At 59.9% G+C, this 13,274-nt stretch carries 9 protein-coding genes and 1 pseudogene; 8 read left to right on the top strand and 2 right to left on the bottom strand.

Annotated features, from left to right (window positions below; translation table 11 throughout):
• Positions 1 to 212: 212 nt before the first annotated feature.
• Positions 213 to 615, top strand: a pseudogene (locus IVB42_RS11350) (DNA-binding protein); the annotation flags it as partial.
• A 266-nt stretch (positions 616 to 881) separates the two neighbouring features.
• Positions 882 to 2,438, top strand: a complete 1,557-nt coding sequence (locus IVB42_RS11345; RefSeq protein WP_247470156.1) for a porin — start codon at positions 882 to 884, stop codon at positions 2,436 to 2,438.
• 242 nt (positions 2,439 to 2,680) lie between these two features.
• On the opposite strand, the gene IVB42_RS11340 is transcribed toward IVB42_RS11345, so the two are convergent.
• Both IVB42_RS11340 and IVB42_RS11335 read right to left on the bottom strand, forming a co-directional pair.
• Complete coding sequence (locus IVB42_RS11340; protein WP_247470155.1) at positions 2,681 to 3,598, bottom strand: LysR family transcriptional regulator; 918 nt, start codon at positions 3,596 to 3,598, stop codon at positions 2,681 to 2,683.
• 353 nt (positions 3,599 to 3,951) lie between these two features.
• On the bottom strand, positions 3,952 to 4,824 hold the full coding sequence (locus IVB42_RS11335; protein ID WP_346732214.1) for an isocitrate lyase/phosphoenolpyruvate mutase family protein: 873 nt from the start codon (positions 4,822 to 4,824) through the stop codon (positions 3,952 to 3,954).
• Between the two features lie 668 nt (positions 4,825 to 5,492).
• On the opposite strand from IVB42_RS11335, the gene IVB42_RS11330 reads away from it, so the two are divergent.
• From IVB42_RS11330 to IVB42_RS11305, 6 genes are all read left to right on the top strand, one after another.
• Entirely contained in the window at positions 5,493 to 7,073 is a 1,581-nt protein-coding gene (locus tag IVB42_RS11330; RefSeq protein WP_247470153.1) for an ABC transporter substrate-binding protein, read from the top strand.
• 128 nt (positions 7,074 to 7,201) lie between these two features.
• Positions 7,202 to 8,191 carry an ABC transporter ATP-binding protein gene (locus tag IVB42_RS11325; RefSeq protein WP_247470152.1) on the top strand — a complete coding sequence of 330 codons (990 nt, stop codon included), beginning with the start codon at positions 7,202 to 7,204 and terminating at the stop codon, positions 8,189 to 8,191.
• Complete coding sequence (locus tag IVB42_RS11320; RefSeq protein WP_247470151.1) at positions 8,188 to 9,186, top strand: oligopeptide/dipeptide ABC transporter ATP-binding protein; 999 nt, start codon at positions 8,188 to 8,190, stop codon at positions 9,184 to 9,186. Before IVB42_RS11325 ends, IVB42_RS11320 begins: the two co-directional genes overlap by 4 nt.
• A complete protein-coding gene (locus tag IVB42_RS11315; RefSeq protein WP_247470150.1) occupies positions 9,186 to 10,121 on the top strand; it encodes an ABC transporter permease in 936 nt (311 codons plus the stop codon). The genes IVB42_RS11320 and IVB42_RS11315 overlap by 1 nt, the downstream gene beginning before the upstream one ends.
• A 24-nt stretch (positions 10,122 to 10,145) precedes the next feature.
• The gene (locus IVB42_RS11310) at positions 10,146 to 11,003 is read left to right on the top strand and encodes an ABC transporter permease (RefSeq protein ID WP_247282308.1); all 858 of its coding nucleotides are present in this window, start codon (positions 10,146 to 10,148) and stop codon (positions 11,001 to 11,003) included.
• The gene (locus IVB42_RS11305) at positions 11,000 to 12,505 is read left to right on the top strand and encodes a nucleotide pyrophosphatase/phosphodiesterase family protein (RefSeq protein ID WP_247470148.1); all 1,506 of its coding nucleotides are present in this window, start codon (positions 11,000 to 11,002) and stop codon (positions 12,503 to 12,505) included. The genes IVB42_RS11310 and IVB42_RS11305 overlap by 4 nt, the downstream gene beginning before the upstream one ends.
• The last annotated feature ends 769 nt before the right edge of the window (positions 12,506 to 13,274 follow it).

Genomic DNA, 13,274 nt, shown 5'->3' with positions numbered 1-13,274 from the left:
GCGCCGATGCCGTGTTATGTCTCCTCGACGGTTCAACCTCTGCCCCAACAAGCGGTGACCTTGCCCGCCAGATTGTCCGCGATGTCGTAGACTGGTGCGTCGCCACAGACGAAGCCGCAATGGCAGAAAGCCTCAGCCGGCAATTGCGCCGCACTCATCGCAGTTTATCTCGGCGATTCCGCGGGACAGCGTGAGCTACGTGCTCGCCCAACGTGGTGAACCAACGCCTGCGACTCGCCTCGGTTTCGCCCGCGCTGCTCTAGGTCTATGCCGACGAGGGCATGTCGCTCGAGCAGTTGATGGCCTTCGCCGTCACCGCGGATCACGGCCGCCAGGAGCAGGTCTGGCAGACCATCTCCGGCTCTTGGTAGAAAGAGCCTTATCAGATCCGCCGCATGCTGACGGAGAAGTCGGTGCGCGCCTCCGACCGTCGCGCCATGTTTGTTGGCCTAGATGCCTACGAGGCGGCCGGTGGCGTGGTGCTGCGCAACCCCGTTCCAGTCCGACGACGGCGGCTGGCTCGAGGACATCGCTCTGCTCGACGGTCTGGTCGCTGAGAAGCGAAAGGCAGAGGCGGAAACGATCGCCGCCGAAGGCTGGAAGTGGATCGAGCTCCCAGGGTGCGAAGCTCATAGGCCAGTACGACAGCTCAGCGCTTTGTCGCTGGGTGGCATCCGACCGCTCGCCTGGCCTGCGCAGCAACACGCGCTTAGCCCTACGTATCTTGCGGCCGAGAAGTCGATTGGATGACTCCAGTTCTCATGTGATCCATCGTGAAATCCGAACCTGCCATCGGATTACTTGATCTCCGTCACCAAACGATTGCGTCCCAACGATACTGCGTCGGCCGCACAAATGCTGACCTCCAGTGGATAGGGACAATGACACTCTCAGAAACGAACTTTCGCTTACTTCGAACAATCAAGAATGTTGTTTTGACTCTCGCGTCGGCGCCCCTCGCGTCGAGTGGGGCACAAGCTGCTGACCTGCCAGTCAAAGCCAGAGCAGTGGAGTACGTGAAGGTTTGCTCACTGTACGGCGCTGGCTTCTACTACATCCCTGGCTCGGACACTTGCATCAAGCTTGGCGGATATCTGCGCGCTGACGTTGTCGCGAATAGCAACAGCGATTTTGACCCGGCCGCCAATGGCGTAGCGGGAGCACGCAACCGTCTAGGCAATAGCTACACTTGGCGCGCTCGTGAAGGACTGAGCATCGACACGCGCACCGCGACTGAGTACGGCCTCGTTCGCACCTATTTCTCGGGCGTGTTCACCTGGACGTCAGGCGGCTATACTGGCGCCGGCACGAGTGCCGTCAATGGGGCGACCGCTTACACAACGTCGACCGCTTCACAGGTCGCTGGTGGTTCGCTCGGCGTCTACTCCGCCTTTATCCAGTTCGCAGGCTTTACGATGGGTAAGGCCGTCTCACAGTTCTCGGCGCCCTGGACCAACTATCCAGGCAACGAGTTCGATGATCTTCCGGGCGGCGGCGGATGGGTCACCGGCGTGAACCAGTTCACCTATACCGCTGACTTCGGACAAGGCATCACGGCCGCTTTCTCAGCCCAGGATCAGGTCGCCTACGGCACGACCAATATCTGGAATGTAAGCGGAGCAACGGCGGCCGCTCTCGCCACCGGTGCGTACGGTACTAACAACATCGGCGGTTCATCGTCTCCAGACCTCATCGCGATGGTTCGTATTGACCAGGCGTGGGGTCTCTTCCAGGCGTCGTTCGCGGCGCACGACAACCATGCTGGGTACTACGGTGGCGACGAAGCGACCGGGCATCCGGACGACAAGTGGGGCTGGGCTGCTGCTTTGGCCTTGTCAATCAAGAACATCCCGACTGGAGCCGGTGACACGATCAACGTGTCAGGCGCTTATACCAACGGCGCGACCCGCTACAACTTCAACGATTTGATGCCAACCACCTACGCGATGTACGGCGGCACGGGGCTGGCAGGTGCTTATCAGAGCGTCGGCTTGGCGGGCTTGTCTGACTCCGTGTTCGTTGCCGGTGCGGGCCAGGAGCTAACCAAGACGTACGGCTTCCATGCTGGTTACACCCACAACTGGGATCCTCATTGGAATAGTGCCATCTACGGCGGCTGGGGCGCCGTTCGGTATAACAGCGCAGCGAAGGGCTACATCTGCGGTGCATTCGTAGCCAACCTTGCGCTGTCGAGCGGCAATGCTGGCTGTAATCCTGATTTCAACTATGGGGTTGTTGGCGTCGTCACGCGCTGGACACCGGTCAAGAACCTGACCTTCACGGCAGATCTCGCCTACACCATGCTCGACCAAAAGTACGCGAGCGGAAGTACAGTGACACTGCCTGTGCAGTCTGCGGTCGCCAAGCCGGCGGCTCTTTACGAATTGAAAGATCAGAGCACGCTGACCCTGCTCTTGCGGGCTCAGCGGAACTGGTGAGGCTCTGTCTAAAGCAGCGGAAGGAGAAAAGAGGGCTCAAAGAACGAAGTTAACCTCCAAGGAGGCCTCCGGCATGCCCGCCGGGGGCCTTCTACAATTAGTATCTAAATCAGAGCTGAGCATACGGCGGCCTTCAAACGGCGTTGAAGGACCGTTTTGGGCCGAGCTTCGTCGTTGTAGGCTTTGCTCTCACGTTTAAAAAACGGGTGCTAGGTGAGATCTTCAAGCAAGTTGGAATGCTGCTACGACAATCTTATGCCGTCCGCAAGGGCGGTCTTCTTACAAAGACGAACGAGCCACCGGCAAAAAGCGCGAGACATTTCGGGATTATCGCCTCGGTCTACAGCATAGGCGCGATACTGCATGCCGCTGGGAGTGCGCGATCGTGGAATCACATTGAGAGCTCCACCACGTACCAGGTCACTTACAATGATTTCGGGCGCGACGAGAAGACATTTGCCCGTCATCACCGCCGGCAGGGCCAGGTAATTGTGATCATATCGCGCTCCCGATTTTATATCTTTTGGGGTCAGGTTCATGGCCCGAAGCCATGTCGGCATTATGTCAGGCCGGGATGTGATGTTCAGGATGGGTACTGTGCGAACAACCGGGAGGCTCTTGCCATCGACGTGATTTGGTGAGCCCACACATACGAGTTGCTCGTTGTAGATTTCCCAATCATCTGCCGGCTCGATTACGGAAAGATCCCGTGTGATCAAAATGTCGTAATCGTCGGACGACGTCGGTTGTGAAAGTGAGCTAATCACATCCACAACTACGCCGCCCATTTCATTAGAAAAAGCTTGGAGATTTGGAATCAGAAAGGCGTAAGCGAAGGTTGATAGTGACGTGCGGACTACAATCCGATTGGTGTCTCGACGATTCCGTCGGCGCATTCTCTTAGCGGTGAAGCAAACGGTATCAAGCGGTTCTGCAACCGTGTTCGCAAAAAGCCGCCCGAATTCCGTCAATTCGCTCCGCCGGCCGCGACGCTGCATGAGGTCACTGCCCAGATACTCCTGCAGCACGGCGAGGTAGCGGCTGACCGAACTCTGGGTCATTCTCAAGGCGCTAGCCGCGCGGGTTACGCTTCCCTCGCGCGCAATTGTGACGAATACCCGGATCGCATTGAGCGGCACTTCATCCGTTTCGGTAGCCATTTTGTGCTCCGGAAGTCCGGGATGCCCGTCAGTTCTCGCAGGGGGGCATTGCCAGAAACCAATGGTCCATCACATTATTCGATGATCGTAGCCGGGTTACTAGATACCAACTGCAGGTCGCGCGCGAAAGCGATTTCGCTCAGACGCGGTGCAATCCGGTGTACGAGCTCGCTTCTAGTTGCGCACATTATTTTCCACAGGCGCGACGAAATCGTGCCGCTAGATCGGCTGGCGTGATCGCTCTTTGCGCAGTCACTTTTCTGGAGGAGAGTGGCGTTGATAGCATTTGTCGAACAGCAAAAACTGCGCCCGAGCAGAGTTCAGACGCAATGACGCGGTCTTGGACAAGAGATCTAGCGAAGGAAGCGAGCTTCGGCCGCCTTGACGCTATCCACGTTCTGGAGGTCGAAAATCTCTTCGACCGGCAGGATATCCTTGTGGACGTTCTGCACGCCGCCATCGGCAATGATTCGGCGGAATGTCTCTCTCATCGCAGTTGCAGCAGCGCGGATACCGTAGTTGCCGTAGATCATTACGCGGATATTCCCGAGTGCTTTGACCCGCTCGGCGTCAAGATCCGGGTAGGCGTTCGGCACGATCGCTAGCGGCACCGATCCGCCCCAGGCGCGCGAAAAGCTTTCGATCTCGGATGCATCCTTCTTTTTCGAATGGATCAGCACCATTTCGGCGCCGGCCTCTTCGTAAGCTTTTGCTCGGTGCAGAGCTTCCGTTTCGCCGAGACCCGCAATCAGGGCTTCGGTGCGGGCGATCACCAGAAAATTTGGGTCTCGTCTTGTCGCAACAGCGGCCTCGATCTTGCCCTGGAACTCCTCCACGCGAAGTAGCTCCTGCCGTCCGCCAGCCATAAGGCTCGTCACTTTCGGAAATGTTTTGTCTTCGATCACCACAGCGCTGGCCCCAGCTCGCTCGTATTCGTGAACGGCGTGGATCACATTGATTGCATTGCCATAACCGGTGTCAATGTCAGCGATGATCGGCAGCGTCGTGCGTCCAGCGATCGAGCGCAGCATGTCGAGATGCTGGGTCATCGAGATCAGGCTCATATCGGGCAGACCGTAAAGCGCGGAGAGTTCGAAGCCCGATGCCCACAAAGCATCGAACCCGGCCTCTTCAGCCAGCAGAGCCGAAAGAGGGCTATGGGCGGCCATGACATGGACGAGACTGGTCTCGTCCAGGCGAGTACGAAGGCGTTTGACGGAGGACATCGGGCAACCCTTCTTTCGCGGATACGGCTCGCCATCACTGAGCGGGGTCACCTCGGCACCCTGATCGCGCAATTGGGCGGCGCCAGCGGTCATGATCTTAGCTTTTTGAGGGGACGGACGACATCTGAGTCGGTCTTAAACGAGAGACAAGAGTCAGCACCTGAGTGAAAAGCGGAAATCTTGGCGGTTTCTAGTTGCTCTTAAACGGGCCAACCAATGGTGTGATCGAATTCTTACGATCTAGTGATCGAACATGTCGATGTTGGTCTCGTGGCTCGTTTCATCTCAGACTTGCCGGGAGCGGCAAGGGGGGAACATCACTCCGGGCCACGGTCGATCACTCGAGGCCATGTTTGGTTGCGCTAACAGTGAGAGCGCTGACGTCTCTCTAGTTGGGCAGCTTCACTCACCCCAATGGGGAACGAGCCAGTTCCGAGGAGGCACCGTTCTCTGCCCGGAAGCCTCATGTCATCTCATCTGCGCACGTGAACATCGACTTACTCGATCAATGTCATCGCAGCGTAGTATTTCGCGGCTCTAACGTCGGACACGTTTGGCAAGCACGAGATCAGCGATCTTAGTTTTTGGCCTCTGCGAGGATCTGCTGATCGCCGCAAGGTCAAGGCTATGCGTTCCGTACTGATTGAAGCGAATTCCGGGAGACGGTGATGACCCGCAGCCATCTGACACGGCGAGAGGCTTTGACTGGTGCGGTCGCAGCAGGTTTGTTGCCGACCGCGAGCGCCGTCTGGGCTGAGAGCGACGGCAAGAAACCAGCCCGGCGGCGATTAAGAGTTGGCATGTCCGGCTTTCCCCGCACGTTTGACCCGGTCATCGCAACCGACACCGCCATTCGGCGGATCATGCCACAGCTGTTTGAGAGCCTCATTGGCTTTGACCACGCCAATGGGATGGCGCTGCGGCCGGCATTGGCTGAACGTTGGGAGCGAGTTGATGCGCAGTCGCTGCGGCTGTTCCTGCGCAAAGGCGTGGCGTTCCACGACGGAAGCCCGCTGACTGCCGAAGATGTCGCCTTTAGCCTGGGGCCCGACCACCTCTTAGGACCGGGCCGCAGCGGAATGTCCGATGCGCTGCAGTCGCTGGACCGGATCGACAAAGTGGATGTCGTCGATCCCTATACGGTCATTGTCCACGCCAAAGGGAACGACGCACTGCTTGAGCAGCGTCTGGCTTCCTGGGGAGCGGAGATCGTCTGTAAGCGCGCGTTCACCGCCGCGGGCTCGTGGGAGCGCTGGACGGCAGCTCCTGTAGGGAGCGGCCCGTACAAGCTCGTCAATCACAAGCTCGACATCCATGTCACATTGACTGCGCACGATGCATATTGGGGCGGACGGCCACCATTTGAGGGCGTCGAATATCGCATTATTCCCGAGCTTTCCGCGCGCGTGAACGGCCTTCTTGCCAACGAGCTCGACCTCATCACTGACATCCCACCCGATCAATTCGAGCGAATCGAGAAGCGGGCCGATCTCCAGGTCTCGGGCGGGCCAGTACAGAATATCCGCTCGCTCGTGCTCGACCAGAACGATCCAGTGCTGAAAGACGTGCGGATCCGCCGTGCGATGAGCCTTGCGCTCGATCGCAAGCTCTTGATCGAGAGCCTGTGGGCGAACCGTCTGCCGATTCCGAATGGCTATCAACTCGCGAGTTATGGTCAGGGCTACATCGAGGATTTCCCCGCGCTGCTTTATGATCCTGATAAGGCCAAGGAGCTGGTCGCTGCGGCGGGCTACAAAGGAGAGCCGATCATTTATCGGCTTCTCAACAACTACTACCCCAATCAGATCTCTGGCGCGCAAACCATGATCGAGATGTGGCGTGCAGTCGGCCTGAACGTCAAAATCGAGATGATGGAAAATTTCGCGCAAGTTCAGCGCCAGCCGGTGCGGGCGATCTTCGACACCTCCAACACGGCGTTGTTTCTGGATCATCTCGGCCATCCCTGGCGTGAATACGGCCCCGGCGGCGCCCTGCCGAAGTCGGTTGGGGTCTGGAAGAACGAGGAGTATTTCGCCTTGGGCGCGCAGCTCCAGGAGACCGCTGAGCCCGAGCAGCGCCGTCCAATCGTGCGCCGCATGGTCGAGATCATCAATGAGGTCGATCCGCCCTGTGTCATTTTGCATGTGTCCGGCCAGTTCTATGGCAAGCGGCGCGACGTACCCTGGTTGCCGGGGCTGACGCTCGATCTCAATTTCGGCCCATTCAACAGCGCCTTGATCCGGACCTGAATCAGGATGAATGACGCGTTCCTCCGCTTGCGCGCAGCTCCACCACGTGGGCTGCCCGGCTCCCGCAATCCCTACGACGCCGCCCGCGAGGAGCAGCCGCGTCGACGCTGGCAGGACAGGGAGCTCCGATGACACCACTTCTTGAGATCACAGGGCTGCAGGTCGCTTTCGACCAGGTGCCGGTGCTGCGTGGAATAAATCTTAGTCTCCGCCGTGGCGAAGCGCTGGGCATGGTCGGCGAAAGTGGTTGCGGAAAGTCGGTGACTTGGCTTGCGGCGCTTGGTCTCTTGGGGTCGCGCGCCCGGACGGCAGGCAGCGTACGCTTTGCTGGCGAAGAGCTTCTCCATGCTGCTCCCGCCCGTCATCTGGAACAGGTGCGGGGTCGCCGAATTGCAATGATATTTCAGGATCCGACCAGCGCGCTCAATCCGGTGCGTACCGTGGGCGATCAGATCGGCGAAGCTCTGCAACTCCATCGTGGAATGGACAGGCGCAGCGCGCTGAATGAAGCGCGTCGTCTGCTGGATCAGGTCGGCATTCCCGATGCGGCGCGACGGCTTGGCGGCTATCCGCACGAGTTTTCCGGTGGGCAGAATCAGCGGGTCATGATTGCCATGGCGCTTGCGGGACAGCCCGACATCCTCATCGCCGATGAACCCACCACCGCTTTGGACGTCACTATTCAGGCGCAGATCCTTGAGCTTCTGCAAGAGATTCAACGCGAAAGAGGCATGGCGCTGGTCCTGATCTCACATGATCTGGGCGTTGTCGCCGAGATCTGCGAGCGCGTGCTGGTCCTTTATGCCGGGCACATCATTGAAGAAGCACCTGCCGTGCGTCTGTTCGACCATCCCACTCATCCATATACACGCGGGCTTGTTGGGGCCCTCCCGAATCTAGACGGGCCTCGGCAGCGCCTCGCCGCCATTCCCGGTGTCGTTCCGAGCCCGGCGGACCTTCCGCCAGGATGTCCCTTCGCGCCACGCTGCGACCTGCGCACGGACCAGTGTGGTGAATGCACCGTCGAATTGACGTCTGTGGACGATAATGCCGACCACAGAATTGCCTGTCTGCATGTCGCCGGCCAACGGTGCCAGGACGAGACCGTCGCCGCATGACGCTGACGGTCGCACCGCTTCTCCAGGCCGATGGGCTTGTCCGACGATATTCCTTGCGTCAGGGCCTGTTTCGGGGTCACTCGACGGTCCACGCCGTCAATGGACTGTCGCTGTCTCTGGCCAGCGGCGAGACGCTCGGACTGGTTGGCGAATCGGGCTGCGGAAAATCCACCGCGGGCCGGCTTCTCATTGGCCTGGAACGACCGGATGCGGGCACCGTCAGCTTCCGCGGAGAAGAGTTGCCGCCGATGGGCGATATCCGTTGGCGGCATCTCAGGATGCGAATCCAAATGGTATTTCAGGACCCGCTGGGGGCGCTCGATCGCCGGTTGACGATCGGGGCGCAAATCGCAGAACCGCTCGAAATTCATCGGATCGGCAGCAAGTCCGAAAGAGCGGACCTGATCAATAGGCTCCTCGCTGACGTTGGTCTCAGAACCGATCACGGGGCGCGCTATCCTCATGAACTCTCGGGTGGCCAAAGCCAGCGTGCGGTGTTGGCACGGGCACTCGCGACCGATCCGGACCTCATTGTGTGCGACGAGCCCGTGTCCGCGCTCGACGTCTCGATCCAGGCTCAAGTCGTCAATCTTCTGCGTGACCTGCAGGAGCGGCGCCGCATGGCGATGATCTTCATCAGCCATGACCTGCGCGTCGTTCGGCAGATCAGTGATCGCATCGCCGTGATGTATCTCGGCTCGATCGTCGAAGAAGGCTCGCCCGATGCAGTTCTGCGCGCCCCCTTGCATCCGTATTCAAAAGCGCTGGTTTCTGCCGTACCCAAGCCTGGACGGCGTAGCGAGCGGACGATCCTGCAAGGTGATCCGCCCAATCCATCGGCGCGGCCCGCCGGCTGCGCCTTCCATCCACGTTGTCCGGAGGCTCTTCCGGCCTGCGCACGGATGGTGCCCGAGCTCACATCGGTAGGCGCAGGACGCAGGGTCGCTTGCCATTTGATCAACAGGGATGGTCTTCAAGTTGGGAGCGTCGCCTGATGACCCGCTTCATCATGGTTCGGGTGGCTCGCGCCGTGCTCACCATAGCGATGGTCGTCACATTCGCCTTCGTGGTTCTGCGAGCCTCTGGCGATCCCGCTCGCGCGATGCTGTCGCCGGAAACGCCGGCCGACGCGGTCGAGGCGTTTCGCAAGGCTTGGGGGCTCGATGCACCAGTCTGGGTCCAATACGTAAAATATCTTCTTGCGGTCGTCCACGGAGATCTCGGCCAATCCATGCGGGACGGGCGTACTGCCGCCACGGTTGTTGCCGAACGCATCCCGGTCACGCTGATGCTCACTGCTCCGGCACTCGGCCTCAATCTTCTCCTAGGCATTCCGGCCGGCATCTATGCAGCCCTCAAGCGCGACAGTTTCACCGACCGTCTGGTGATGATGGTGACGGTAGCGGGCTTCACCGTGCCTTCATTCGTGCTCGGCCTCGTACTCGTGCTCGCCTTTGCGGTCGAGCTTCCCTGGTTTCCTTCAGGGGGCGCCGGCAGCGTGCGCCATATGGTCCTGCCGGTGGTCACGCTTGGCCTTGGCGGCGCGGCCGTTCTGGCTCGTTTCACCCGCAGCGCCATGCTCGAGGTGCTCGGGCAAGCCTATATCCGCACGGCGAGTGCCAAGGGTGTGCCATGGCGCAGAGTCGTGACGGGTCATGCCCTGCCCAATGCCGCCATACCAGTGTTGACCATCGTGGGTTTGATGGTAGGCAACTTAATCGCGGGGACGGTGCTCGTCGAAAGCGTCTTTTCCTGGCCGGGAATCGGCAGTCTGCTCGTCGTCTCCGTCGTAAGTCGCGATTTGGCTGTGGTCCAATGCATCTTGCTGCTGGTGGCAGCCGCCATGATCGCGACGAACCTCGCAGTCGATCTCCTTTACGGTATGTTCGATCCGCGTCTGCGCGATACGCGCTCTGCTGGAGGAGCGTAGATGGCGGAAATGTCTGCCGGACAGATGTCGTTTGCTCACGTTAAGAAGAAGAGAGTACTTCGTTGGCGCAATGTTGCTGTGCAAGGCGCCATCGCTTGGCTCGCGCTCATGCTCGTCATCGCGATCCTGGCAGATCGTCTCGCTCCCTATGATTATGCCGCACTTGATCTTCGGCATCGTCTCGCCGCGCCTATTGGCTTCGGGGGGCACGTATCGCATCTGTTCGGCACCGACGAGCTTGGCAGGGATCTGCTGGCGCGCTTACTTATATCGATCCGGATGAGCCTTTTCATTGCTTTTGGAGCCACGTTGATAGGCGCATGCCTGGGTACCACGCTCGGCTTTCTCGCCGCCCATTTCCGCGGCTGGGTCGAACAGGTCATCCTCGCATGTGTCGATTTCCAGGCCAGCATGCCGTTTCTCGTTCTAGCGCTCGCGGTACTTGCATTCGTGGGTAACTCTCTGCTGCTCTTCGTGGCCCTCCTTGGCCTTCATGGCTGGGAGCGCTACGCGCGCGTCACGCGCGCGCTCGCGATGAGCGCGAACACGCAAGGCTATGTGGTCGCCGTACGCCAGCTGGGTGCAGGACCTTGCCGCCTTTACCTGCGCCACATCCTACCGAACATCGCCTCAACCTTGATCGTCACCATGACTCTTGCCTTTCCGGATATTATTCTGCTCGAGAGTGGTCTGAGCTTCCTTGGTCTGGGCGTGCAGCCCCCGCTCACCTCCCTCGGCAATATGGTCGGCTATGGTCGTGACTATCTGACCCGCGCGCCCTGGATACTCGTCCCCTCTTCGCTGATCATCTCGCTCACCACACTGTCCATCTCGCTGGTGGGGGACTGGCTGCGCGACCGCATGGACAAGACATTATCGTGAAGGCCTCTGTAACTTCCCCTGCTACCCGCCGCGTCATCCTTGTCAGTTTCGATGGGCTCCGTCCCGATCTTATAAACGCTACAGCCACTCCTCATCTTCACAGGCTGCAGCGCCAGGGCGTGACCCTCGGCCGGAATGTCACCGTCTATCCGAGCGAAACGCGGGCAGCGATGCCTAGCCTTGTTACCGGCGCATCACCCGGGCGCCATGGCATGGTCGGGAACCAATACCTCGACCGTTCAGCGGTGCCCTCCCGCTACATTGACACGGCGGATGACCAACTGGTCGAAACCCTGGATACATTGAGCGGCGGGCGTCTCATGGGCGTGCCATCGCTCGGCGAGGTTCTTGCCGCTTACGGCAAGACGCTCGCGGTGCTCGCGTCGAATTCTGCCGGGACGACCCGCCTGTTCAACCACAAGGCGCGCACGCTCGGTCATCCCACAATCTCGGGGCACTTCGCGCGGCTCGCGACTTCGCGATCTCTTCTCGAGGCGCTGAATGCTCGAATCGGTCCGCCCCCGGCGCCCCCGCCTGCCGGAACGCCCGACCTCGCAGCGCAGAGCTATCTGACGGCGGCTTTGCTCGACATCGTCTGGCCACAGCTTCGGCCGGACGTCACCATTCTCTCCTTTGGCGAACCGGACAGCTCGTCTCATTACTGCGGCACGGCAGGGGTACGGACCTTGGAAGCGCTCGCCTGGGCCGACCAGCAATTCGGTCGCGTTCTGGACTGGTGGGAGGCTGAAGGGCGGGGGCGGGACGTTCACATCATTGCCGTCTCCGATCATGGGCACGTGAGCGTCCATGCGCAGGCTGACGTTCACCAAGTGCTCAGAGATGCCGGATTCCGTTGCGGCTCGGCGCCCGGACAAGACGTAGATGCAATACTCGTTCCCGGCCAGGTCGGAGCCATTTATCTGGCAGACCCCTCGGAGCTGAAGATCCGGCGGGCCGTCGCAGCAATGACCAAAGCGCCGTGGTGCGGACCGATCTTCACCGCTGGACGAAATGACGTCGACGGCATCGCGCCGGGCAGTTTTGCGCGCCAACTTGTGATGGCAGATCATGCCCGATCCAGCGACATCCTGTTCTCCTATCGTGCCGATAGTGAAGTCGATCCATTCGGCCTCATCGGCCGAACCTGGAGCAACGACGCGCTGATCGGACTGGGAGTACACGGCGGCTTGCATCCTAAAGAGATGGCGGCGGTCGGCATTCTCGCCGGACCTGCCTTCCGCTCGGGCAGCCTTTCAGAAGTTCCGTCGGGGATCTGCGACATCGCGCCGACCATTCTGCATCTTCTGGGAATTGTCGCCCCTAGCCAAATGGATGGGCGCGTCCTCAACGAGACGTTTGCGACATTCCCCCAGGCTGCACCCGCTTCAGTCGTAGAGACCGTCTATGAAGCAAGCTCCTCCACTTACCACCAGGTCTTGCGCCTCATACAGGTAGGAGCCGTAGGCTATATCGAAGGCGGCTTTGCAGAAAGCGCCGCGTGAGCCTGGTGGCTTTCCGGCCTCGTACATTTTGCAGAATTTAGCCGTTCTATGCCGTCGGCTCCTTCTCACCCGTCTGGCCATCCGGGCTTACGGCCAGCGAAGACCAATTCGCTAAGCCCGATGGTCCAATCTCGCTCGGGGGCGCGGCGCTCATTCCTGAGCAGGGCTCCGACCAGCGTTGATATAGACGACAACTTTGTGGATGGGTTTAGTAGTCGTGGCGCTCCCGGCCCGCGAGTCCTGGCCGAGGCTCGATTGATGATTCTGTGCGTCTAAAGCGCGAAAAGAATATCTGCACCGGGGCGACATCGGTAGTGATGCCTCATTCTCAGTCGCTATCCATACGCCCGCTGGCTCGGCCTTCTCGGTAGGTCGAAGATGAGAGGCGCGGGTCTCAACGACCGGTCCGGATCGTCTTGAGAATTGGTGTGGGTGAGTCCTGGCAGCTCCGTCAGGAAGCCATGGACCCCGCTTCTGATCCGTTCTGTGAATTCCTGGAAATCCCGATGGGCAGACGTTGTGCTCCGCGTGTTGCGAGAACGAGTGTCAGGAGGTGCTGCAACTGAATTATATCCGGAATCGACTGCCCGCTACTTGCGGTGGCGAGCTTCTTTGCGGGGCGGGTGACGGCGATTCGCGCAAAGAAAGCGCGTTTTCGGACAAGTTGCGACGAGAAACGGCGTCTCAAGATAGATAAAAGCCCCCGGAGAACCTCCGCGGTATGCAGAATGCGCTGCGCACGGCTTCAGCGGGCCCTCTGACGCGCCGC

This window comes from Bradyrhizobium sp. 45, from assembly GCF_023073155.1.
GTDB lineage: Bacteria > Pseudomonadota > Alphaproteobacteria > Rhizobiales > Xanthobacteraceae > Bradyrhizobium > Bradyrhizobium canariense_D.
This window is presented reverse-complemented; position numbering and strand designations above follow the sequence as displayed.

Coding starts and splice junctions, on each gene's coding strand:
- IVB42_RS11335 (WP_346732214.1), bottom strand. CDS start 4,824: ATGTCCTCCGTCAAACGCCTTCGTACTCGCCTGGACGAGACCAGTCTC.
- IVB42_RS11320 (WP_247470151.1), top strand. CDS start 8,188: ATGACGCTGACGGTCGCACCGCTTCTCCAGGCCGATGGGCTTGTCCGA.
- IVB42_RS11310 (WP_247282308.1), top strand. CDS start 10,146: ATGTCGTTTGCTCACGTTAAGAAGAAGAGAGTACTTCGTTGGCGCAAT.
- IVB42_RS11345 (WP_247470156.1), top strand. CDS start 882: ATGACACTCTCAGAAACGAACTTTCGCTTACTTCGAACAATCAAGAAT.
- IVB42_RS11325 (WP_247470152.1), top strand. CDS start 7,202: ATGACACCACTTCTTGAGATCACAGGGCTGCAGGTCGCTTTCGACCAG.
- IVB42_RS11340 (WP_247470155.1), bottom strand. CDS start 3,598: ATGGCTACCGAAACGGATGAAGTGCCGCTCAATGCGATCCGGGTATTC.
- IVB42_RS11315 (WP_247470150.1), top strand. CDS start 9,186: ATGACCCGCTTCATCATGGTTCGGGTGGCTCGCGCCGTGCTCACCATA.
- IVB42_RS11330 (WP_247470153.1), top strand. CDS start 5,493: ATGACCCGCAGCCATCTGACACGGCGAGAGGCTTTGACTGGTGCGGTC.